This is a genomic window from Streptomyces sp. NPDC002092, assembly GCF_053593775.1.
Genome location: NZ_JBSFDG010000013.1, coordinates 228,748 through 251,520 on the forward strand (window position 1 = coordinate 228,748; position 22,773 = coordinate 251,520).

A 22,773-nucleotide genomic window follows, 5' to 3' on the forward strand; every position below is an offset into this window, starting at 1 on the left:
CCTTTCCCCCCTCATCAGCCATGCCTCAGCAGGGAATCCCGACATGACGCACAGCGCACGACTTCACGGCCGCGCGAGACGCCTGGCGGGCCGGCTCGCCGGACTGACCGCCGCCGCGATGCTCCTGACCCTCGCCGGCCCCGCCCTCCCCGCGCAGGCGTCACCGACGGCCGAGGCCTCCGGCCTCACCGACGGTCTCGCCCTCTGGTACAAACTCGACGGCGGATCCGGGACCACCGTGAGTGACGCCTCCGGCAACGGCCGCGACGGCACGGTGAACGGCACCGCCGACTGGTCGGCGGCCGGTCAGGGGCTCGCCTTCAACGGCTCCGACACCTACATCAAGGTGCCGGACGACGTCATGAAGGGCATGGACTCGATCACCGTCTCCCTGGACGTGCTCCTCGACTCCGCGCAGAGCACGCCGTACTTCCTCTACGGCTTCGGCAACACCAGCGGCGGCAACGGCAACGGCTACCTGTTCACGACCGGCAATTCCCTGCGCACCTCGGTGGCGAGCGGCAACTGGTCGACGGAACAGACCACGAAGCCGTCCGACTCCCACAACCTCACCCGCGCGGTCTGGAAGCACCTCGCCTACACCCAGACCGGCGCCACCGGCGTGCTCTACGAGGACGGCGTCGAGGTGGGCCGCAACACGTCGGTGACGATCACCCCCGGCGCGATCGGCTCCGGCACCACCACCGCCAACTACATAGGCAAGTCCGTGTATTCGGGCGACAAGCTCTTCAAGGGCCGTATCCGCGACTTCCGCGTATACGACCGCGCACTGGCCGGCTCGGAGGTCCAGCAACTCGCCCTCCCCGTCGACACGCAGGGCGTCGCCGACGACAAGGCGGCCCTGAGCCTCGGTGACACCAGCGCCGTCACCGCCGACCTGGACCTGCCGAAGACCGGTACGGCGGGCGGCTCCACGATCAGCTGGGCCAGCGACAACACCGCCCTCGTCTCGGACTCCGGCAAGGTGACCCGCCCGGCCGCCGGTGCACCGGACGGCCACGCCACGCTGACGGCGACCCTCAAGAAGGGCACGGTCACCGACACCCGCACCTTCGAGGTGACCGTCCTGCCCGACTTCGACGACGCCACCGCCACCCGGCAGGCCGCCGACGCGCTGACCGTCCACAACCTCGACGACGCACGCGGCAACCTCACCCTCCCGGCGAGCGGTTCGTACGCCACTCAGGTCGCCTGGTCCTCCGCGAACCCGGACGTCGTCTCCGCCGACGGTGTCGTCCACCGCCCCGCGCACGGCGACGGCGCCACCACCGTCGAGCTGACCGCCACCGTCACCAAGGGCACGGCGACCGCAACCCGCACCTTCACCGCACACGTGCCCGAACTGCCCGCCAAGGCTGCCCTCAAGGGCTACATGTTCAGCTACTTCACCGGCGAGGGAACGGCCGACGGCGAACAGATCTACAACGCCCTCAGCAAGGGCAACGACCCGCTGCACTGGCGGGAGTTGAACGACGGCAAGCCCGTCCTCACCTCCACGCTCGGCGAGAAGGGCCTGCGGGACCCGTTCATCATCCGCTCCCCCGAGGGCGACAAGTTCTACCAGATCGCCACCGACCTCAGGATCTACGGCAACGGCGACTGGGACGCCGCCCAGCGCACCGGCAGCAAGTCCATCATGATCTGGGAGTCCACCGATCTGGTGCACTGGACGAACCAGCGGCTGGTGAAGATCTCCCCCGACAGCGCGGGCAACACCTGGGCGCCGGAGGCCTTCTACGACGCGAAGCGCGGCGAGTACGTGGTCTTCTGGGCCTCGAAGCTGTACGACAACGCCGAGCACGGCGGCGACACGTACAACCGCATGATGTACGCCACCACCCGCGACTTCTACACCTTCAGCGAGCCCAAGGTGTGGATCGACCGCGGCTACTCGGTCATCGACTCCACGATGATCCAGCACGACGGGACGTACTACCGCCTGTCCAAGGACGAGCGCAACAACACCTCCTCCACCCCCAACAGCAAGTTCATCTTCGAGGAGAAGAGCGACTCGATCCTGGGCTCCTGGGACCCGGTCGCCGAGGGCATCGGCAAGGGTGCGATGAGCGCGGCCGAGGGTCCTCTGGTGTTCAAGTCCAACACCGAGGACAAGTGGTACGCCTTCCTCGACGAGTTCGGCGGCCGCGGCTACATCCCGTTCGAGACGACGGACCTGGCCTCCGGCAACTGGACCCCGTCCACCGGCTACGACCTGCCGGCCAAGCCGCGCCACGGCACCGTCCTGCCCGTCACCCAGGCCGAGTACGACCGTCTGCTGCGCGCCTACCAGCCCGACCAGCTGGTGGAGGGCGTGGAGGGCGTGAAGGTGAAGACGAAGACCGGTCAGGCGCCGGTCCTGCCGGCCACCGTGATCGCGAAGTACGCCGACGGCGTCGACCGGCCCGTCGCCGTCACCTGGGACGACGTCCCGGCCTCGGCCTACGCGAACCCCGGGACCTTCACCGTGACCGGCAGCCTGCCGGACGGCACCGCCCTCCCCGTCCAGGCCGAGGTCACGGTGTCGGAGGAGGGTGCCGACGTCCCGGCCGACCTGCTCCTGCACTACGACTTCGACGAGACGGGCGGCAACATCGCCCACGACTCCAGCGGACACGGCTACCACGGCACCTATGTCCACACGCCCGACTTCGGCACGGGCGTGACGGGCGGCTCGTTCAAGATGTCCGGGGACGCGTCGAGTTCGCCGTATGTGAAGATCCCGAACGGGGTGCTGAAGGACGCCGACAGCGTGACCGTGTCGACGTATGCCAAGTGGAAGGGCGGCAGCAGCTTCCAGTGGCTGTTCGGGCTCGGTCCGGACAGCAACAAGTATCTCTTCGCCACCCCCTCCAACGGCGGCTCCAGCCTCTACTCGGCGATCACCAAGGCCAGTTGGTCGGCGGAGTCGAAACTGACGGCCGGCTCACAGCTCACGCCCGGCGAGTGGCGGCACGTCACCGTCACCCTCGACGGCTCGACCGGCACGATGGTCCTCTACGTCGACGGCATCGAGGCGGCCCGCACCACGACCAGCATCAAGCCGTCGGAGCTGTACGACGCGAACAAGGACTACAGCGGCTACATCGGCCGGTCCCTGTACTCGGCCGACCCGTACTTCGGCGGCGAGGTCGACGACTTCCGCATCTACGACCGGGCCCTGTCGGCCACTGAGGTGATGGAGCTCAGCGGCAACACGGCGGGCATCGCCAAGGCGACGCACCCGGATCTGAAGGTCGACGCGATCATCGACAACGCCGACAGCAGGATCACGCTGCCGATGAAGGAAGGCACCGATCTCACGTCCCTGGCACCGGAGTTCACCCTGGCCCACGGCGCGGCGATCAGCCCCGCCTCCGGCAGCGTCCAGGACTTCAGCAAGCCGGTGACGTACGAGGTGACGGGCTCCGACGGCAAGAAGCGCAACTGGACGGTCTCAGCAGTCGTGATGAAAAGCCCGGTGCTGCCGGGCCTGAACGCCGACCCGAACATCGTCCGCTTCGGCGACACCTTCTACATCTACCCGACCACCGACGGCTTCGACGGCTGGAGCGGTACGCAGTTCAAGGCGTACTCCTCGACCGACCTGGTCCACTGGAAGGACCACGGCGTCATCCTCGACCTCGGCCCGGACATCTCCTGGGCCGACAGCAGGGCCTGGGCGCCGACCATCGCCGAGAAGGACGGGAAGTACTACTTCTACTTCTGCGCCGACGCGAACATCGGCGTCGCGGTCTCCGACTCGCCGACGGGCCCGTTCAAGGACGCGCTGGGCAAGCCGCTGCTGAAGGCGGGGGACTTCAGCGGACAGATGATCGACCCCGCGGTCTTCACCGACGACGACGGCCAGTCGTATCTGTACTTCGGCAACGGCCATGCGTATGTCGTGCCGCTGGGCGCCGACATGACCTCCATCGACACCTCGAAGGTCAAGGACATCACCCCGAGCGGCTACAACGAGGGCTCCTTCGTCATCAAGCGCAAGGGCACCTACTACTTCATGTGGTCGGAGAACGACACCCGGGACGAGAACTACCGGGTCGCCTACGCCACCGGCCCCTCCCCCACCGGCCCCTGGACCAAGCGGGGCGTGATCCTCTCGAAGGACCTCTCCCAGGGCATCAAGGGCACCGGCCACCACAGCGTCGTACACGTCCCGAACACCGACGACTGGTACATCGCCTACCACCGGTTCGCCATCCCCGGCGGAGACGGCACCCACCGTGAAACCACCATCGACAAGATGGAGTTCGACTCCGACGGTCTGATCGAGAAGGTGGTCCCGACGCTCACCAGCATCGACCCGGTCACCATCGTCCACGCGGGCCCGGACGCCACCGGCATCGAGGGCGACGCCATCCCGCTCGCCGGCACGATCTCCGGTGCGGGCACGCCCAAGTGGACGGTGGAGACCGGTGCACCCTGCACGATCGCGGACCCGGGCTCGGCCCGCACCACCGTCACCTGCACCGACAACGGCACCTTCGAGCTCACCCTGACCGGCGGCCGCAGCACCGACACCACGACGGTCACGGTCTCCGACGCCGCCCCGTCGATCACCTCGGCGACAGGCCCCGCGACCCCTACTCCGGTCGGGAAGCTTGTGGTTGTCACCGCTGCCTTCACCGATCCGGGCACGTCCGACAGCCACACCTGCACCATCGACTGGAAGGACGGCACCACACCGACACCGGGCCGGCTCACCGCCTCCGGTGACGCCTGCCGCGCCGAGCACCGCTACGCCACGGCGGGCATCCACCGCCCGGTGATCACCGTCTCCGACGACGACGGGGGCACGGACAGCAGGACGCTCCCCGAGGTGATCGTCTACGACCGCGGCGCCGGTCCGGCGTTCGGCGCCGGCACGATCACGTCACCGGCCGGCGCCTTCCCGGCCAGGCCGGGGCTGACCGGCAAGGCGGCGTTCACCTTCGGCGCCCGGTACGGAAAGGGGGCCACCACCCCCACCGGGGAGGCGGTGTTCGTCTTCGGCGCCGCCAAGCTCACCTTCCGCTCCACCGGCTCCGACTGGCTGGTGATCACCGGCTCCCGGGCCGTCTACCAGGGCTCCGGCACGGTCGACGGCCACGGCGGCTACGCGTTCCGCATCACCGCCACCGACAGCCCGGACACATACCGCATCAGGATCTGGAGGAAGTCCACCGGCGACGTCGTCTACGACAACCAGGACGGTACGAGGACCACCGGCACCGTCAGGATCGGAGACCACCGGCACTAGGCGCACACTCCCCGCGCCCAAAGGGGCGCGGGGAACCGCAACCAGTTCGGGCCCCCTTGTCAACCAGCGGACGGATTCCGTTGGTTGACCGATCAATCCTGGTCACGAGTCTAGTGACGCAGCATGCACCGAGCGTAGCCTGAGACACCATGGGGGAACTGCGTGCGGACTGGAGACTCAGGCTGCGGCGCGAGGGCGCTCATGGACCCATCTGCGGGGCCGGCGTGCTCGTCGACCAGAACACGGCACTGACCTGCGCACATGTGGTGGACCACCCGGACGCCGTCATGTGGCTGGAGTTCGCGGAGAACGGTGACCTGGAACCGGTGGCCGCACGCGTCCTGCCCGGCGGCTGGCTGCTTGACCGCGGTGAGGACGTAGCCGTGCTGCGCCTGGACAGCCCCCGCCCGCAGGCGCGCCCCGCCCCGCTCGAGCGCACACTGCACAGCGGTATGCAGGTGTACGCGACCGGCTACGCGGTGGGCTTCGACGACGGCATGAGCCTGTGGGGCCGGATCAGCGGGGCCAGCGGCGATCTGGTGCAACTCGACGCCGTCACCAAGGCGGAGGTGGTCCGCCGAAGCTTCAGCGGCGCGGGCGTGTGCACCGGGCCGCTCGAAGGACCTCCCGTGCGGGTCGTCGGCCTCGTCGTCAGCTGGCGCGGCGACATGAACGAGGAGCGGCCCGAGAAGAACCGGCTCGCCTTCTCGTATCTGATCCCCATGGAGCGCATCGCCGCGCTCTCGCCGCTCGTCGAGGAGTTGAGCCGCCCGTCCGCATGGGACCGCGACTTCGAGGAGCGGTCGATGCGGTGGTTCGGGGACCCGGACGAGGACCCGGTGAAGATCACCGTGGTGACCCCGGGCAGTGGCAAGGACCGCTCGCTGCGCCATCTGCTGCACCGCGCCGACGTCGTCCATCGCGGCGGCGCCAGCAGACCGGAGCTCGCCGACCGCGCCCTGGACCGGATCACCGTCCCGACCGGCGAGTACCTGGCGTACTGGTACTGGCTGCTCGGCCGCAAGCCCCGGCCCGGACGGGCGGCCGACCGCGCGCCCGTCCGCCCGGTCACGGTCCTCGTCGACGGCCTCGACGAAGAACCCGAGCCGGGCCCGCTGATCGAACTCCTGGTCCGATTACGGGCCCTCGGCGTCCGGCTGCTGCTCGTCTTCCGCCACGAGGGCGGTACCGGCTGGAACGCCGCCCGCGACCAACTCCTGCGGCCCGCCCTGCTCGGCCATGCGGACACGCTGATCACCCGCCTGCGGACCGAGGAGTTCGGCCGCACGATCCGCCGGGGCGTCGTCGACAGCGCCTCCCTCAGCCGCGCGACCGAGACGGCCGACCGCCGGCGGCACGAACTCCGCGTGATCGAAGGCCTCACGCAAGCGCACGAGCAACTGTCCCGGCTGCGCGGGCTGATCAAGACCGTGCGTGCCGACCTGCGGCATCACGGAGGCCAGGGATGAGGGGCTCCGCCCGGCCCGGGCGGCGGGAGGACGCGAGCATGACGGCATGCCCGCACCGGCGTTTCACCGGAGCCCCCTGCGACGGCACCGTGCTGCCCACCGGGTACTGCTCCGACTGCGGCCGTGCCGAGGACACGCCCGAGCTGCCCGCGCTGCCCGGGAACCCGCAGGACCTGGGGCCCGAGGAGCTCCTCTCGCTGCCCCGGCGCGTGTCGCGCCCCCCTGAGGAACGCCTCATCGACCCCGAAGCACCGCTGCGCATCACCATGGCCTGCTCGTCCGCCGACTGCGGCATCACCTTCGCCCCGCCCTACACCGAGGGCCCGGTGCCGATGGAGGGGCACTGCCCGGTCTGCGGCAAGCCCTACTCGTACCGTCCCGAACTCGCCGAGGGCGAGGTGCTGCGCGACCAGTACCGGATCATGGGGCCCATCGCGCACGGCGGCCAGGGCTGGGTCTACCTCGCCCGGGACACCCATCTCGGTGACGTCGTCGCGGTCAAGGGACTGCTCAACCGGTACGAGCACGACGGCGCCCGGCTCGCCGACGTCGAACGCCAGAACCTCGTCGCGATCCGCCACCCGCGCATCGTCCAGATCCGTGACTTCGTCGCCCGCAGCGACGCCGACGGCCAGGTCACCGGCGGCCACATCGTCATGGACGACGTCGGCGACGGCACCCTGGAGAAGGTCGTCGAGGAGACCAGGCGCGGTGAGACGGTCCTCGACATCGAGCATGTCGCCGCGTACGGCTGCCAGATCCTGGAGGCCTTCGTCCATCTGCATGCCGGCCGCGAACGGGTCTTCGTGTACGGGGACCTGAAGCCCTCGAACGTCGTGCACCACGAGGACGGCGTCAAGGTCATCGATCTCGGCGGCATGCGCGAACACGGCCAGAGCAGGCCCCCGGCCCATGTCACGCCCCCGTACATGGCGCCCGAGACCGCGTTCCTGCCGGGCCCCACCGTCGCCCACGACCTGCACACCGTCGGCGTCACCCTGCGGGAACTCGGCGGCTGGGCCGTCGACAAGGTGCCCGGTCTCGGCACCGCCTCCTTCTGGAAGGTCGTCGAGCGCGCCGTGCGGACCGACCCGGGCAAGCGGTTCGCCGACGCCCGGGAGATGGCCGGCCAGCTGCGGGGCGCGCTGCGGGAGATCCGTGCGTTGCGCGGCAAGACGGACCCGCCCGAGCCCTCCGACCACTTCCGGCCGTCCCCGCAGCTGCTCGGTGCCCGGCTCGGCACGGTCCCGGGCATCGAGCACTGGCTGGAGCGCCCCCGCCGCTTCCGCTATGAACCGCCGGTGGCCCCCGCGCTCGACCTGGGCGCACCCACCCCCGCCGAGATCGCCCGCTGTCTGCCGGTGCCGCGGCGCTATCCGGGCGATCCGCAGACCGCCCGGTTCGAGGTGAGCAGCGGCTACGACCCGGGCCAACTCCTCGACCAGGAGGACAGGGAGCCGCGCTCGGTGGAGATCTGCCTGCACAACGTGCGCGTCCTGCTGGACCGGAACACCGAGGACGATCTGAACCGGGCGCAACTGGAGCTCGACACCGCCGACTCCATCCCCGGGCCGTCCGCCGTGCGCCGGTGGCGGCTGGAGTGGCACCGTGCGCTGCTCGCCCTGCGCAGCGCCGGTCTGCACGACGACCCCCGGCAGGTCGCCGAGGCCAGGACCCACTTCGCCCAGGTGTACCTCGAGCTGCCCGGCGAGTACGCGCCCAAACTGGCCCTCGCCTACTGCGGGGAGCGGCTCGGCGACGACCGGGCCGGGCCGACCGCCAAGGAACTGTATGAGGCCGTGTTCGCCCGCAACCCCGCGCACGGCGGCGCCGCCCTCGGCCTGGCCCGCCTCGCGCTGCGTGCGGGCGACCGCCCGGCGGCCCTCGACGTGCTCGGCCGGGTCCGGCCCGGCACCCTGGACCACACGGTCGCCCGGATCGCCTCCCTGCGCATCCGCGCGGCCCGGCTGCCCGGGCAGCGCGATCAGCTGCCCACGCCGGCCGACGTCGACGCGGCGCTGGGCGAGCTGGCCGGCCTGGTGCACCAGACACCCGGCGCCGGTGAGCCGAGCCTGTCCGAGGACGAGGCGCTCCGCCTGAGCACCGAACTGCACGAGTGGAAACTGGACGCCCTGCGCAGCCTCGACGACCGCCCCGGCCCCGCGGGAGGGGACGCCGGACGGCTGTATGTCCGAAGCCTCAGACGCATGAGCGCGGCGGAACGCGAGCTGCGCAGACGGCTGGAGTCGCACTACCGGCAACTGGCCGCCCGCAACCGGGAGTCGGCCACCGCCCATGAGCACCTTGTGGACCTGCTGCACGCGATACGGCCTCAGACCGTGTTCTGACGGGCCGCCGTGCCGACCGCACGGCAGCCGGCAGCCCGAACGGCGACGAAGGGGAAGGAGCGGTGACGTACGGCATGAGCAGCCACACCCTGCCGTTGCAGCCGGCCATCCAGCTGCACGTCGATCTCGACGGTGACCTGCGCCCGCACCGCAGCGCGAAGATCGAGGCGCATCTGCGGGTCGACATGGCCGCCGACGGCGCTCCCGTCGACCTGCCCGCGGTGGAACTCGCCGTGATCATCGCGGTGGACGTAGCCGAGGCAAACCGGCCGGCCGTACGGCACGCTCTGCCGGCCGCACTGCGCGCCCTGCCCGACGGCATCTCCTTCACCGTGCTCGGCGGGGGGCCCGAGCCGCTGCGGTGCTATCCGCGCGGCGACGCCGAGTGGGCCGTCGCCGACCATGCCGTGAGGCGCCGGGCCGTCTTCGCCGCCGGCGCGCTCCCGCTGCACCGGGACGGTCCGCGGCCGGCCGGGTACGCCGTCTGGGCGGCCGGTGCGCGCGCCCTGCTCACCGGCCGCCCGCTGTCCGTGCGCCATCTGGTGCTGATCACCGACGGCAGCAGCGCCCCGGGGGAGACCCGGCTCGAGGAGGAACTGGAGGCCTGCGCCGGGCAGTTCACCTGCGATGTGTTCGCCGTGGGCGCGGACTGGAACCCCGACCCGCTGCTGGCCCTTGCCGAACGGCTGCACGGCACCGCCGAGTTCGTGGACGAGGGGCTCGGCGGGGCGATCACCGGCGCCATCGAGCGGCTGCGCCGGGTGCACACCCCGCAACTGCCGATCGAGGTGACCGTGCGGCCCTCCGTGCGCCAGGTCTCGCTCAGCGAGAAGGCGCCCCGGCCGCGCCGCCTGCGCGCACAGTCCCACGCCGACCGGCCGCACCACTGGAGCTTCCCGACCTACCAGTGGCAGGAGCAGGGCAGGCGCGACTATCTGCTCACTCTCGTCGCCGACGCGGACGCCGACCCGCTGGAGGCCGACCTGCAGTTCGCCATGGTCTCCATCGGCGATGTCCATGCGCCCGTCGTCGCCCGCTGGCACCGCCCCGGGCCGGCGCCGGCACACGCCTCGGCGGGCGCTGCCAGCGTACGCTTCCTGACCGGCACCGCCGCCATGCGCAATGCCCTGCGGGAGGGCCTCGAAGCTCTCCAAGAGGGCCAACGGGAGGTCGCGGAACGTTGCTTGGGGCAGGCCGCGAGCATGGCTGAGAAGTTCGAGGCGGACTGGGTGCTGGACGAGATCCGCGAAGTCGCCGACATCGAGGACGCTGCCGCCGGGCGGGTCCGGCTGCCGACCGCCGTCGACTCCGGTGCCCTCCGCCCGATGATCCTGCGCGCCGGGTCCTATCCCGGCGGAACCCTGACCGACACGGTCTTCCCGCGGCCGGGCCCGCACTGCAGACACTGCTCGACCCCGGCCGGGAGCGAGGCCCGCTACTGCATCGCCTGCGGGAAGGAGCTGCTGTGACGACCGGACGCACCGCCTCCCTGCGCGACTACTCCCTTGCCGCCTTCTGGCGCGGACGCCTGAGCCCCTTTCGGACCCGCCGGCTGCTGGAGGCGCACCTCCTGCTGCTGACGGTGTGCGCGATGGTGGCGGTGGGCTCCCTGCTCCTCTCGTACCACCAGACCCAGCGCGGCGCCGAGGCGCTCTCGTCCCGGGAGGCGCCGGCCGTCCAGGGGCTCGCCGCCGCCCGGCTCTCGGTGTTGCGTGCCGAGTGGGAGACCGAGGTCCTGCTGCACAACGGCCTCATCCGCGTCGCGGGCTCCGGCGAGACCTACCGGTCCCAGCTCTCCGCCGCCGACCAGAGCCTGTCCCGGATCGCGGACCGCACGGATCAGGACCTCGGCACCGTCAACGGTGTGCTCGCCACCTACGGCAACTCCGTGAACCTCGGCACATCCCTGTACCAGGGCCAGCGGTACATGCAGGAGCAGAAACTCAAGGAGGCGAAGTCCCTGCTCACCCGCCCGGGTGTGGGACTCGTGCCCCGGCTGGACCGACTGCAGCAGATCCAACTGCAGCACGCCGAAACCACTGCCGCCATGGGGTGGGTGCAGCGCAGCGGCTGGTGGGCCGCCGAACTCGCCCTGGCAGCCCTGGCGTTGACCCTGATGTCCGCGCTGTTCGTGCTGCGCGACCGCTGCGGCCGCGACTGGAATCCGTATCTGCTCGCAGGCTTCGTCCTCACGGTGCTGCTCGCCGTCGTCCCGCTGATGACGACCTCCTCCACCGAGGACGACCTCGACAACGCGTTCAGCGACTTGCAGACGATCACCGAGGTGTCCGGTCAGAACTGCTGCAGCGACGCATTGGTCGGCGCACAGCAAGAGGTCACGGAGAAGTCCGAGGAGGTCCGGGGGGAACTGGCCGACGACGCCTGGACCGACAGGGTCTACCGGGGCACCCTGATCGGCGGCCTGCTGGTCGTCCTCCTGCCCGCGACAGGGCTCGTGCTCCGACTCGACAGCGACTACTGGAGGCGACGGTGACCAGGCGGTTCAAGGTGCTGGTGTTCGTCGTGGTGCTGCTGCTGACCGCTGTCACCGGCATCGTGGTGGTGTGGGCGGAGCAGGAGGACCAGCAGCCGGTGACCATCCTCGGGACGTGGACCGGCACCCAGGAGGAGCAGTTCAAGCAGGTGCTGCGCAGCTTCGGCATCCCCTTCCAGTACCAGGGCACCGCAGCGCAGCGCGAGGTGCTGCTCTCCAAGGTGCAGTCGGGCGAGCCCCCGGACATCGTGATCATGCCGGGTATCGGTGAACTCGCCGAGTACGCGGACCAGGAACGGCTCAAGCGGCTCAACGGCCTCTACGACCCTCAGCAGTACGGCTCGCCGTGGAGCACGGCGAGCGGGACCTCCCGGGACGTGTACTGGGTCCCGGTCAAGGCGGACCTGAAGAGCATCGTCTGGTACCGACAGGGCCACAAGCCCGCCAACGCACCGGCACCGTTGCAGAGTTGGTGCATCGGCATGGGGGACGACGGCGCCTCCGGCTGGCCCGGCACCGACTGGATCGAGGACCTGGTGCTGCAGCGCTCGGGCCCGGACATCTACGGAAAGTGGGCGCTGGGCAAGAACAAGAAGGAAGAGTGGTGGACGAGTGCTGCGGTGCGCGACGCCTGGGAGGCATGGGCCCGTCCGTTCGAGCAGAACAGGGCTGCGGCCGCGGACGCCCTGCTCACCGATCACCGCGGCGCCCCGGGCAGCAACGGGCTGCTGTTCGGTGGTCGGCGCGGATGCACCCTGGAGCACCAGGGCTCCTTCGCCCGCTCCTTCTACGGACAGGCCGACGCGAAGCATGCGGAGCTGATGGACTCCGCTCCGCTGCTGCCCGCAGGCCCGGAGCAGGTCCGGGCCCATGAGGTGACCGGAGACTTCGCCGCACTGTTCAGCGACCGCCGCCCGGCCAGGGACCTCATCGAACGACTGGCCTCCAAGGAGGGCCAGCAGCAGTGGGCGAAGGTGGCGCACGTCTTCTCGGCCAATCGGCAGGTACATCCCCACGACGGCCGGGTCGAGGACGAGATCGCCGGGCGGCTCACCGGTGACGGACCGCGATGCCTGGACGCCTCCGACGTCATGGCCCCGGCCGTCCGGGACGCCTTCTACGAGGCCGTCCTGCTGACCCTGGCCAGGGCCGCCGCGCACCAGGACCCCAAGATCCCGGAACTCCTCAACGGCATACAGAGCGTGCAGGCCGCGCAGCCGGTACCCACGGCGGCTCCGAAGACGGTCTGCAGCACTCGGTGAGCGGTCACGCTCCCCGAGGCCGACCGGCCTCGCTCATGGTGTGCACGTTCCCAGTTTTCCCACCCTCCACGCACTTTTGCATTGCCCATGACAATAACGTCCCCTACTGTGCGCGTTCTCAGCATCTGCCGCTCGTCAACTCGACGCCGGGTCAAAGGAGATCGGGATGTCCGTGCACGGCCCCAGGCGCACCACGAAGGTCGCCGCCCTGCTCGCAGTGGCCGCCGCGCTGCCGGCGGCCATGCTCACCACGCCGACGAGCGCCTCCGCCGCGGGCTCGCTCAGCATGCTCGGCGCCGACGTCTCCACGGCACAGCGGGCACTCGACCTGGGCGCCAAGTACTACGACGCGAACGGCAACGCCAAGGACCCGCTGGACATCCTCAAGGGCGCCGGCGTCAACTACGTCCGCCTGCGGATCTGGAACAACCCGGCCGGCGGCTACAACAACAAGGCCAAGGTCCTGGCGTACGCGAAGACGGTCAAGGCGAAGGGCCTCAAGCTGCTGGTGGACTTCCACTACTCGGACACCTGGGCGGATCCCGGCAAGCAGTACAAGCCCGCGGCCTGGTCCGGGCACGGCATCAGCCAACTGCAGACCGACGTCTACAACTACACCTACGACGTCTGCGACAGCCTCAAGGCCCAGGGCACGACTCCGGACAGCGTGCAGATAGGCAACGAGATCAACGTCGGCATGCTGTGGGACGACGGCAAGGTGATCAACAACGACTTCACCAACCTCAGCCTGCTTCTCAAGTCCGGCTACAACGCGACCAAGGCATGCAACAGCGGCACCAAGGTGGTCATTCACACCGCGGACGCGGACAGCGACGCGCATGCCCGCTGGTTCTACGACGGCATCAAGGCCAAGGGCGTCAACTGGGACATCACCGGACTGTCCTACTACTGCATGTGGCACGGCACGCTGTCCAACATGGGCAGCGTCGTGTCCGACATGAAGTCCCGCTACGGCAAGGACGTGATCATCGCCGAGACGGCGTACCCCTTCACCACGGGGAACGCGGACGGCACAGCCAACTCGGTCACCTCCGGCTGCCCGGGCTACCCCCTCACCTGGCAGGGCCAGGCGGCCGACTTCACGGCCGTGCAGAACACGGCCCGCGGCGCGGGCGCGATCGGCGTCTTCTACTGGGAGCCGACCTGGTACGCGGTCCCCGGCAACGGATGGGATCCCGCCGACATCAACAACAGCGGGGACGGCTGGGACAACATGGCCACCTTCAACTGGACCGGCCGGGTGAACCCGAACATCAAGTGGACTCCATGACCGTCCATCACCTCGTGACGGTGGCTAGCGCGCGAGTCCGGCCCGTTGGCAGGCGGGCCGGAGCGCGCGGGTGCAGATCTGGTCAACGGTGTACACGCCGTCCTTGACGAGTGTCTGCTCGATGCTGCGGGCCGTGACAGCCCTCGGGGTGAGCAGCACGGACGGGATACGGCTGGTCGTGGGGCTGTCGGTCGTCGTGGTGGCGACCTTGCTCAGATCGTCGCCGCGCCCCAGCGCCACGGCCATGGCGGCGGCGGCATCCGCCTCCGCCCGGAACGGCTTGTACACCGTCATGTACTGCTCGCCCACGACGATGCGCCGTACTGCGTCGAGGTCGGCGTCCTGACCGGTGACCGGGGGAAGCGGCCTGACGCCTGCGCTCTTGAGTGCGGAGACGGCACCCGCGGCTATCGCGTCGTTGGCCGCCAGGACCCCGCCGATCCGGTCCGGGCCGAGGGCCGCGACGGCGGCGGACATCTGGGCGTGGGCGTCGTCCGTGCTCCAGCCCTGGACGTCGTACGACCTGCCGATGCTGACCTTGCCCGCCAGGACGGACAGGGCGCCCTTTCTGAACCAGGCTGCGTTGGGGCTGGTCGGATCGCCGTTCAGCATGACGACCTCGCTGCTCTTCACCCGCCCGTCCATCGCCTTCAGGAGCGCCTCACCCTGGAGCCTGCCGACCTGCGCTCCGTCGAAGGTGACGTAACCCGAGACCGGGCCCTCCGCGAGCCGGTCGTACGCGACGACCGGTACCCCCGCCCGGTGGGCCTCGACGATGGAGGACCGCAGCGCCTTCGCGTCGGCGGCGTCGAGGATCAGGACCCTGACGCCCGCGGTGATCATGGAGGTCAGCTGTTGCCGCTGCCGGTCCGCGTCGTCCTCGGCGTTGGCGTACTCCATGGTGCAGCGCGGACACAGCTCCTTCAGCCGCTTGTCGATCAGCGGCCGGTCGGAGTGCTCCCAGCGGGGGACCGATCGGCTCGGGAGCAGCAGGCCGACGGTGAAGCTGCCCGATCCCGCCTTGCCGTCTCCTCCGCAGGCGGCCTGGGACATCGTCAGCAGTCCCGCGGCGAGCGCGGCGACGACCTGCCACAGGCGGGTTCTCACCGCCGGCCCCCTCGTTCCGTTCCCGGGCCCGGGGCGGTGGGCGCCGGTGCTCGTCCCGGCAGGACGATCTCGCTCCACACCTGTTTGCCGCCGGCCACCGGCATCGAACCGAACGACTCCGACATCGCCTCGACCAGGAGCAGACCCCGGCCGCCGGTCGACTCCCAGTCCACGATCACCGGCTTGGCGGGCGCACGGGGCGAGGAGTCGCTCACGCAGACCCGTACCCGGTCACCGCGGAGCATGAGGTCGAGGCGGACCGGGCCCTGAGTGTGCACCAGGGCGTTGGTGACGAGTTCGGACACGACCAGCAGGACCGCGTCGGCCACGTCCTCGGCCTGCCAGCTGCGCAGGGTGCGGGCGGTGAAGCGGCGGGCGTGCATGACGGCGTCGGGCAGCCGCCACACCACCCAGCCGGCCCTGATCGGCCGGGTGCCCATGCCGTCGTAGCGCAGCAGCAGCACCGCGACGTCGTCCTCGCGGCGGCCGACGTCGCCGAGCAGTTGGTCGGCCATGCGCCCCAGATCCTCCGGATCGGCCGCGGCGAGCGCCGTGCGGGTCTGGCGCATGCCCTCGTCGAGGGGCAGGCCGGCGGCCTCGACCAGGCCGTCGGTGACCAGGGCGAGGACCGTGCCGGGAGACAACTCGACGGCTGTCATGGGGAATTCCGCCTCGTCGAGGATGCCCAGCGGGAGTCCGCCCTCGACCTCGATCTCCTCGGTGCTGCCGTCGGGGTGGCGAACGAGGGGGGCGAGGTGCCCGGCCCGGACGAAGAGGGTGTTGCCCTGCTCCAGGTCCAGTTCGGCGTAGCAGCAGGTGGCGAAGAGGTCGGTCTCCATGCCGACGAGCAGACGGTTGGCGTGGGAGACGACCACGTCGGGCGGGTGGCCCTCCACCGCGTAGGCCCTGACGGCCGTACGCATCTGGCCCATGATGGTCGCGGCTCCGGCGCTGTGCCCCTGCACATCGCCGATGACCAGGGCCACCCGGTCCTCGGACAGGGCGATGACGTCGTACCAGTCGCCGCCCACCTGCAGGCCCCGTCTGGCGGGCAGATACCTGGCCACGGCCGTGCCGCCGGGCAGCTCGGGCAGGCGCCGGGGCAGCAGGCTGCGCTGGAGCATCGTCGCGAGTTCCTGCTCGGCGTCGTGCTCGTGCGCCCGTTTGAGGGCCTGTCCGACCAGCGCCGCGGTGGCGGTCAGCAGGGACCGTTCGTCGGGGGCGAACTCGTGCGGCTGGTCCCAGCCGACCATGCAGAGGCCGGCGACCCGGCCCTTGGCGGGCAGCGGCAGGACGGCGAGACCTCCGTCGCCGATGCCCGCGAGGTTCGGTTCGAAGGCCGTCCCGGCCGGCCACAGGTCCAACCGTCCGTCCCGCAGGGCGAGTTGGAGGGTGGGCAGAGCGCTGACCGGTGCGTCGGGCCACTCGGTACGCCACTCGGCGCGCCAGGCCTGAGGCCAGGCGGCAGGCTGCGGCGGATCGAGCACTGTGACCATGAGGCGGTCGCCCTGCAGCTCCGCCAGGGCCACCCGGTCGGCGCCCAGCGGCTCCCGCAGCGCGGTGACCACGACACGGCCGACGTCACGGACGGTGGTGGCGTCGTCCAGTGCGGCGGTCAGCCACTGGATCCTGGAGACGTCGTCGGGGCCGCGGCGCAGCACGGAGGTCGCCGTCACCACGCCCAGCACCTGCTCGGGGCGTTCGTCGGTGCCCGCCAGGACCCGGCAGCTCAGGCTCAGCCAGCGCATCTCCCCCGTCGGGCCGCGCACCCGGAACTCCAGCTCCCGCCGGCCGAACGCCTGCGGAGCCGGTTCCAGGACCGACACCAGCGCGTGCATGTCCTCGGGCAGGGCGTGCGCGAGCAGGGTGTCGGCCTTGCCGTCGAAGTCGGCCGGCGTGATACCGAGGAGTTCGAGGAGGGCGTCGTCCGCGTCGATCAGACCGGTGTCGGGCACCAGTACGAACGAGCCGACGCGCAGGCTCCGCAGCGCGGGACCCAGCAGCGGCGACGGCGGGGACCGGCCGGCGGCGGCCAGCAGCAGACCGGCGACGGCGTCGGCGTACCGCTCCAGGAAACGGCGCTGCTCGTCCTCGAAGCCGTCCGCATCGGCGCCCACGACGACGAGGCAGCCGAGCCGGCTGCCGTCCGCCTCCAGCGGCAGGGCACCGAGCGAGGCCTGCGTGTGCGGTGGAGTGGGCGCGCCCTGGGAGTGGTCGGCCAGTTCCGCAGGGGTGAGCCACAGCGGCCGGTCGGTGCGGAAGGCGTGCGCGGCGGGTGAGCCTCCCGGCAGGGGCAGACACTCGGGCAGCCGGTAGTCGGAAACGGTCCAGCGGGCCGTCTCCGCCAGGCGCAGCTCGTCCGTGTCACCGGCGGGCACATAGACGGCTGCCATGGCCACCCCGGCGAAGGTCAGAGCGCGCTCTTCCGCTGCCGCCTGCGGCACCGCGGGCAGACCGCCCGCGTCCGCGGCATCGGCTCCCGATGCCCGCAGCTGAGAGACTCCGGCCGGGGCACCGCCGTCTTCAGGCATGTCCGCAACCTACCTCCCGTCCGTGCCGCGGATGCGGCTGAGATCGGGCGTCCCCACAACAGAATCGCATATCTGAGCAAACCGCCACTGCATTCGCAGATCGCCGTAGCCGGTGCCACACTGACGGCATGGTCGTCTTGCCGCTCACGTGAGAGGGCCAGGTGTCGCCGCGTGCGGGCAGCGACCAGTGCATCTCTGGATCTCCATGCCGGCGTGACCACCCGACCCGCACTCGGAGGGAGGTCTCGCGCATGAAGGCCTGCATACGGGGCGCGGCCATGGTCATGACCGCGGTCTCGACGGCCGTCGCCGTGTCGGCCTGCGGGTCGGGCACCGCAAGCACCTCCGACGGGGGGACCGCACCGAAGATCGCCCTGCTGCTGCCGGATGCCACCACGGCCCGCTGGGAGACCCAGGACAGGCCCTTGCTCGAGAAGAAGATCATGGAGCTGTGCCGTAGCTGCACGATCGAGTACGCCAACGCCAAGGGCGATGTGGCGTTCCAGCAGGAGCAGATGGACTCGATGATCACCAAGGGCGTCGACGCGATCGTGCTCGTGGCGGTGGACGCCAGATCGCTCGCCACTTCGGTGCAGGCGGCAGCTCGGGCGGACATCCCGGTGATCGCCTACGACCGGCTCGCGCAGGGCCCGATCTCGGGCTATGTCTCCTTCGACGGCGAGGAGGTCGGCAGACTCCAGGGCAGAGCGCTGCTGAAGGCCATGGGCAACCACGGCCACCTGCCCCAGATCGTCATGATGAACGGCGATCCCAGCGACCCCAATGCGGTCTCGTTCAAGAAGGGCGCGCTGTCCGTGCTCACGGGGAGAGTGAAGATCGGCAAGGCGTACGACACACCGCAGTGGCGCCCGGAGATCGCGAACACGAACATGTCCGGCGCCATCGCCGCCCTGGGCGTGGCCCATATCCAGGGGGTGTACTCCGCCAACGACGGTCTCGCCGGGGCCAGCATCTCCGCCCTCAAGGCGAACAAGGTCGACCCGCTGCCCCCGGTCACCGGGCAGGACGCCGAACTCGGGGCCGTGCAGCGGATCGTCGCCGGCGATCAGTACATGACCGTCTACAAGCCCTTCGGCCCCGAGGCCTCCGCCGGTGCCGCCATGGCGGTGGCCGCGGCGCGCCGGACCGGCCTCCAGCAGGTCGCCAAGGACAAGGTCACGACCAGCGGCGGGAAGACCGTTCCCGCGGTCCTGCTCACCCCCGTGTCCGTGACCGCCGCCACCATCAAGGACACCTTGGTCAAGGACGGCTTCTACACCGTCCGGCAGATCTGCGTCCCCCGACTCCAGGCCGCCTGCAGCAGGTCCGGACTGACCTGACGAACCGGCTTCGGCCGAGTCCGAGCCCCGGGAAGGAGATGGTCCGAGTGCCGGATTCCCCCTTGCTGGCGCTGCACGGCGTGTGCAAACGCTTCGGCGCCGTCGAGGTCCTCAAGGACGTCGAACTGGAGATCCACGCCGGTCAGGTCGTCGCCCTGCTCGGCGACAACGGCGCCGGCAAGTCCACCCTCGTCAAAGTGATCTCCGGTGTCGCCCCCGCGGACAGGGGCGTCATCGAGTGGGAGGGGCGAACGGTGCACATCAGGCGCCCGCACGACGCCCGGGATCTCGGCATCGCCACCGTCTACCAGGACCTCTCGCTGTGCGGGAACCTCGACGTCGTCGGCAATCTCTTCCTCGGCCGGGAGATCCGCAGGTTCGGCTTCCTCGACGAGATGGAGATGGAGAGCCGCACCATCGAGCTGCTCGAACGCCTCACCAGGACCGTGCCCGCCCTGCGCGCCCCGGTGGTCTCCCTGTCCAGCGGCCAGCGCCAGACGGTCGCCATAGCACGCTCGCTCCTCGGCGAGCCCCGGGTGCTCCTGCTGGACGAACCGACGGCGGCGCTGGGCTTCGAGCAGACCACCGAGGTCCTGGACCTCGTCGACGCGCTGCGCGAGCGCGGCATGGGAGTGCTGCTCATCAGCCACAACATGGGGGACGTCAAAGCGCTCGCGGACCGGGCCGCCGTGCTGCGGCTCGGCCGCAACAACGGCTTCTTCAACGTGAACACCGCCTCCCAGGAACAGATCATCTCCTCCATCACCGGTGCCACGGAGAACGTGCCCCGCCGGCCGGCCACCCACGAGGCGTGGTGAAAGGGATGCGCCGCATGACGGACAACACGCGGGCCGAAGAGGCCGCGGCCGCCGAGCCCCGCGGACCGCACGGCCGGGCGGCTCTGACCCTCGCCGTGAAGGACGGGGCCGACCTCCTGCGGCGCAGGTTCCGCGCCGGTGAACTGGGCTCACTGCCCGTGGTCCTCGTTCTCGCCACGGTCTGGATCATCTTCCAGTCCCTCAACAACAATTTCCTCTCGCCCCGGAACCTGTCGAATCTCAGCGTGGACATCGTGGGCACCGGCCTGATCGCGGTCGGCATCGTCTTCGTGCTGCTGCTGGGTGAACTCGACCTGTCGGTGGGCTCGATCAGTGGCTTCGCCGCGGCCGTCTTCGCCGTGCTGACCGTGAACAACGGCGTGCCCGAGTGGTTCGCCCTGATCCTCGCGGTGCTCGCGGGCACCGCGGCGGGAGCCCTCCAGGGCTTCTCCTGCGCCAAGACCCGGGTACCGGCCTTCGTCGTCACGCTGGCGGGGCTGCTCACCTGGAACGGTCTGATGCTCTACGTCCTCGGCACCAGCGGCACGGTCAACCTCGACGAGAACGGGCTCGTCGCCAAGCTGACCAGCTACTACTTCACCAATGACGCCGTCGCCTACGGCCTGGCGACGCTCTGGGCGGGCCTCGTCTTCGTGATGTCGTACCTGGACCGGCGCCGCCGCGCGGCCGCCGGCATGCCGCACCGGTCGATGCGGGACATCGTGGTACGAGCGGGAGGGCTCGCGGTGGTCGCCTTCACCACGGCGTATCTGCTCAACCGGTTCCAGGGGCTGCCGCTCGCCCTTCTGATCTTCCTCGTGGTGGTCGCCGGACTCGACGTCATCCTGCGCCACACGCACTACGGCCGGCAGGTCTACGCACTGGGCGGCGGCGTCGAGGCGGCCCGTCGCGCCAGCCTCAATGTGATCGGCATTCAGACCGCGGTGCTCGCGGTCTCCGGGACGATGGCCGCGATCGGGGGCCTGTTCCTCGCCTCGCGCATCACCTCGGTCAGCCAGAGCTCGGGTTCGGGCGTCCTGCTGCTCAACGCCATCGCGGCAGCCGTCATCGGCGGCACCAGTCTGTTCGGAGGGCGCGGTACGACCTGGTCCGCGGTGCTCGGCATGCTGGTCATCCAGTCGATCGCGTCCGGCATGGCGATCACGGACACCCCCACGGCCATCCAGTTCGTCATCACGGGCGGGGTGCTTTTCGCCGCGGTGGTCATCGACGCGCTGTCACGACGCTCTCAGGAGGCGCACGGGCGGGCCTGACACCTCGGCCTTCTTGTCGAGACGTCCTGACAAATTCACTGACATCACCGGTGCGGCACTCCATAGTTCGAGCACCTAGCGCGCGCTAGGAACGCGCTCTAGTCCATGGGATCCAGCGGACCACACCCACGGCCGCCGCAGACGACACCCCGCCGCACACGGCGCTCCCGAGCCGCTCGCCCATCCCGCCGGACCGGGCGGAGCTCTTCCAGCGAGTTTCAGCAACTCCATCAAGGCCCACGCCCCATTCCCATCCCCCTGACCAGCACAGTGAGGTGCAAGGGACATGCACAGACACCACCGAGCCGCCACTCTGACCGCCACGGCTCTCGTCGGCGCCCTGTTCGCCACCGGCTGCTCCAGCAGTTCCGGCGGCAAGAAGTCCGAGGAAGGCGACGCGGCGGCCTCCGCAGGCAAGGCCACCACACCCCGCATGACGGTGGCCATGGTCACCCACGCCTCCCCCGGCGACACCTTCTGGGACCTCATCCGCAAGGGCGCCCAGGCCGCCACCGCCAAGGACAACATCAAACTCGTCTACTCCAGCGACCCCAACGCGGGCAACCAGGCCAACCTGGTGCAGAACGCGATCGACCAGAAGGTCGACGGCATCGCCCTGACCGCCGCCAAACCGACCGCCATGAAGGACGTCATCAACAAGGCCAAGGCCGCCGGCATCCCCGTCGTCGGCTTCAACTCCGGTGTCGGCGACTGGCAGAAGCTCGGCATGCTCGAATACTTCGGCCAGGACGAGAACATCGCCGGCCAGGCCTTCGGCCAACGCCTGAACCAACTCGGCGCCAAGCACGCTCTCTGCGTCATCCAGGAACAAGGCCAGGTCGCCCTCGAAGCCCGCTGCGCCGGCCTCAAGAAGGGCTTCCACGGCAAGACCGACATCCTCTACGTCAACGGCACCGACATGCCCTCGGTGAAGTCCACCATCACCGCGAAGCTGAAGCAGGACTCCTCCATCGACCAGGTCGTCACCCTCGGCGCCCCCATCGCGCTGACCGCCGTGCAGTCCCTCACCGACGCCGGCAGCAAGGCGAAGGTCGCCACCTTCGACCTCAACAAGGACCTGGTCGCCGCCATCCAGAAGAACACCATCGAGTTCGCCGTCGACCAGCAGCCCTACCTGCAGGGCTACCTCGCCGTCGACTCCCTGTGGCTGTACAGGACCAACGGCAACTTCAGCGGGGGCGGCACGGCCCCCGTACTTACGGGGCCCGCCTTCATCACGAAGGACAACGTCGACGCCGTGGCCACTTTCGCGGCGAAGGGCACCCGGTGATGAGTAGGACCCAGCACGCCGAGCCGGACCTCACCGCCGGCCCCGGCTCCAGGGAGACCGACGGGCGTACCGCTGAACGGCCGCCGGTCGTACGGTTGTTGGCCACCCCGAGCCTGGCCGGGCCCTTCTACCAGCCCGGCGACCTGGTCCTCAGCCGGGCGGGAAGCGGCACGCAACTGACGTACACCGAGCCGCGCACCGCTCACGACGCCCTGCCCTGCGAGGCCGCGGAGGTGGCCCGGTGCTTCCCGGACGAGGCGGAACAGCGCCGACCTCCGACACGCACCTGAG

General features: G+C 70.2%; 14 protein-coding genes. 12 read left to right on the top strand and 2 right to left on the bottom strand.

The window, feature by feature from the left end:
- Positions 1-43: 43 nt before the first annotated feature.
- The 7 genes from ACWCRD_RS29225 to ACWCRD_RS29255 all read left to right on the top strand — a co-directional run bounded on the left by ACWCRD_RS29225 (position 44) and on the right by ACWCRD_RS29255 (position 14,121).
- Complete coding sequence (locus ACWCRD_RS29225) at positions 44-5,257, top strand: family 43 glycosylhydrolase (protein WP_450968748.1); 5,214 nt, start codon at positions 44-46, stop codon at positions 5,255-5,257.
- A gap of 149 nt (positions 5,258-5,406) precedes the next feature.
- Positions 5,407-6,726 (top strand): S1 family peptidase, encoded by a 1,320-nt coding sequence (locus ACWCRD_RS29230; protein ID WP_450968749.1) that lies wholly within the window; start codon positions 5,407-5,409, stop codon positions 6,724-6,726.
- Positions 6,727-6,764: 38 nt separating this feature from the next.
- The gene (locus tag ACWCRD_RS29235) at positions 6,765-9,074 is read left to right on the top strand and encodes a tetratricopeptide repeat protein (protein WP_450968750.1); all 2,310 of its coding nucleotides are present in this window, start codon (positions 6,765-6,767) and stop codon (positions 9,072-9,074) included.
- Between the two features lie 74 nt (positions 9,075-9,148).
- On the top strand, positions 9,149-10,543 hold the full coding sequence (locus tag ACWCRD_RS29240; protein ID WP_450968751.1) for a vWA domain-containing protein: 1,395 nt from the start codon (positions 9,149-9,151) through the stop codon (positions 10,541-10,543).
- Complete coding sequence (locus ACWCRD_RS29245) at positions 10,540-11,568, top strand: hypothetical protein (RefSeq protein WP_450968752.1); 1,029 nt, start codon at positions 10,540-10,542, stop codon at positions 11,566-11,568. The genes ACWCRD_RS29240 and ACWCRD_RS29245 overlap by 4 nt, the downstream gene beginning before the upstream one ends.
- Positions 11,565-12,830, top strand: a complete 1,266-nt coding sequence (locus ACWCRD_RS29250) for a carbohydrate ABC transporter substrate-binding protein (RefSeq protein WP_450968753.1) — start codon at positions 11,565-11,567, stop codon at positions 12,828-12,830. Before ACWCRD_RS29245 ends, ACWCRD_RS29250 begins: the two co-directional genes overlap by 4 nt.
- Positions 12,831-12,996: 166 nt before the next feature.
- Positions 12,997-14,121 carry a glycoside hydrolase family 53 protein gene (locus tag ACWCRD_RS29255; RefSeq protein ID WP_450968754.1) on the top strand — a complete coding sequence of 375 codons (1,125 nt, stop codon included), beginning with the start codon at positions 12,997-12,999 and terminating at the stop codon, positions 14,119-14,121.
- A gap of 24 nt (positions 14,122-14,145) precedes the next feature.
- Here ACWCRD_RS29255 and ACWCRD_RS29260 read toward each other — a convergent pair whose 3' ends face one another.
- On the bottom strand, positions 14,146-15,228 hold the full coding sequence (locus ACWCRD_RS29260; protein WP_450968755.1) for a sugar ABC transporter substrate-binding protein: 1,083 nt from the start codon (positions 15,226-15,228) through the stop codon (positions 14,146-14,148).
- On the bottom strand, positions 15,225-17,759 hold the full coding sequence (locus tag ACWCRD_RS29265) for a SpoIIE family protein phosphatase (RefSeq protein ID WP_450968756.1): 2,535 nt from the start codon (positions 17,757-17,759) through the stop codon (positions 15,225-15,227). Before ACWCRD_RS29265 ends, ACWCRD_RS29260 begins: the two co-directional genes overlap by 4 nt.
- A gap of 251 nt (positions 17,760-18,010) precedes the next feature.
- Here ACWCRD_RS29265 and ACWCRD_RS29270 point away from each other — a divergent pair, with 251 nt between their 5' ends.
- The 5 genes from ACWCRD_RS29270 (at position 18,011) to ACWCRD_RS29290 (ending at position 22,772) form a co-directional block, all read left to right on the top strand.
- Complete coding sequence (locus ACWCRD_RS29270; protein WP_450968757.1) at positions 18,011-19,099, top strand: substrate-binding domain-containing protein; 1,089 nt, start codon at positions 18,011-18,013, stop codon at positions 19,097-19,099.
- Between the two features lie 38 nt (positions 19,100-19,137).
- A complete protein-coding gene (locus ACWCRD_RS29275; RefSeq protein ID WP_450968758.1) occupies positions 19,138-19,917 on the top strand; it encodes an ATP-binding cassette domain-containing protein in 780 nt (259 codons plus the stop codon).
- A gap of 5 nt (positions 19,918-19,922) precedes the next feature.
- Positions 19,923-21,191, top strand: a complete 1,269-nt coding sequence (locus ACWCRD_RS29280; protein WP_450968759.1) for a sugar ABC transporter permease — start codon at positions 19,923-19,925, stop codon at positions 21,189-21,191.
- A 286-nt stretch (positions 21,192-21,477) separates the two neighbouring features.
- Positions 21,478-22,482, top strand: a complete 1,005-nt coding sequence (locus tag ACWCRD_RS29285; protein WP_450968760.1) for a substrate-binding domain-containing protein — start codon at positions 21,478-21,480, stop codon at positions 22,480-22,482.
- Positions 22,482-22,772, top strand: coding sequence for a hypothetical protein (locus ACWCRD_RS29290; RefSeq protein WP_450968761.1), 291 nt, complete (start codon positions 22,482-22,484; stop codon positions 22,770-22,772). The genes ACWCRD_RS29285 and ACWCRD_RS29290 overlap by 1 nt, the downstream gene beginning before the upstream one ends.
- Position 22,773: the final 1 nt, after the last annotated feature.

What these genes read in the sequence shown, in the direction of transcription:
- ACWCRD_RS29225 (WP_450968748.1), top strand. Translation starts at nt 44, where the DNA reads ATGACGCACAGCGCACGACTTCACGGCCGCGCGAGACGCCTGGCGGGC.
- ACWCRD_RS29230 (WP_450968749.1), top strand. Translation starts at nt 5,407, where the DNA reads ATGGGGGAACTGCGTGCGGACTGGAGACTCAGGCTGCGGCGCGAGGGC.
- ACWCRD_RS29235 (WP_450968750.1), top strand. Translation starts at nt 6,765, where the DNA reads ATGACGGCATGCCCGCACCGGCGTTTCACCGGAGCCCCCTGCGACGGC.
- ACWCRD_RS29240 (WP_450968751.1), top strand. Translation starts at nt 9,149, where the DNA reads ATGAGCAGCCACACCCTGCCGTTGCAGCCGGCCATCCAGCTGCACGTC.
- ACWCRD_RS29255 (WP_450968754.1), top strand. Translation starts at nt 12,997, where the DNA reads ATGTCCGTGCACGGCCCCAGGCGCACCACGAAGGTCGCCGCCCTGCTC.
- ACWCRD_RS29265 (WP_450968756.1), bottom strand. Translation starts at nt 17,759, where the DNA reads ATGCCTGAAGACGGCGGTGCCCCGGCCGGAGTCTCTCAGCTGCGGGCA.
- ACWCRD_RS29270 (WP_450968757.1), top strand. Translation starts at nt 18,011, where the DNA reads ATGAAGGCCTGCATACGGGGCGCGGCCATGGTCATGACCGCGGTCTCG.
- ACWCRD_RS29275 (WP_450968758.1), top strand. Translation starts at nt 19,138, where the DNA reads ATGGTCCGAGTGCCGGATTCCCCCTTGCTGGCGCTGCACGGCGTGTGC.
- ACWCRD_RS29280 (WP_450968759.1), top strand. Translation starts at nt 19,923, where the DNA reads ATGCGCCGCATGACGGACAACACGCGGGCCGAAGAGGCCGCGGCCGCC.
- ACWCRD_RS29285 (WP_450968760.1), top strand. Translation starts at nt 21,478, where the DNA reads ATGCACAGACACCACCGAGCCGCCACTCTGACCGCCACGGCTCTCGTC.
- ACWCRD_RS29290 (WP_450968761.1), top strand. Translation starts at nt 22,482, where the DNA reads ATGAGTAGGACCCAGCACGCCGAGCCGGACCTCACCGCCGGCCCCGGC.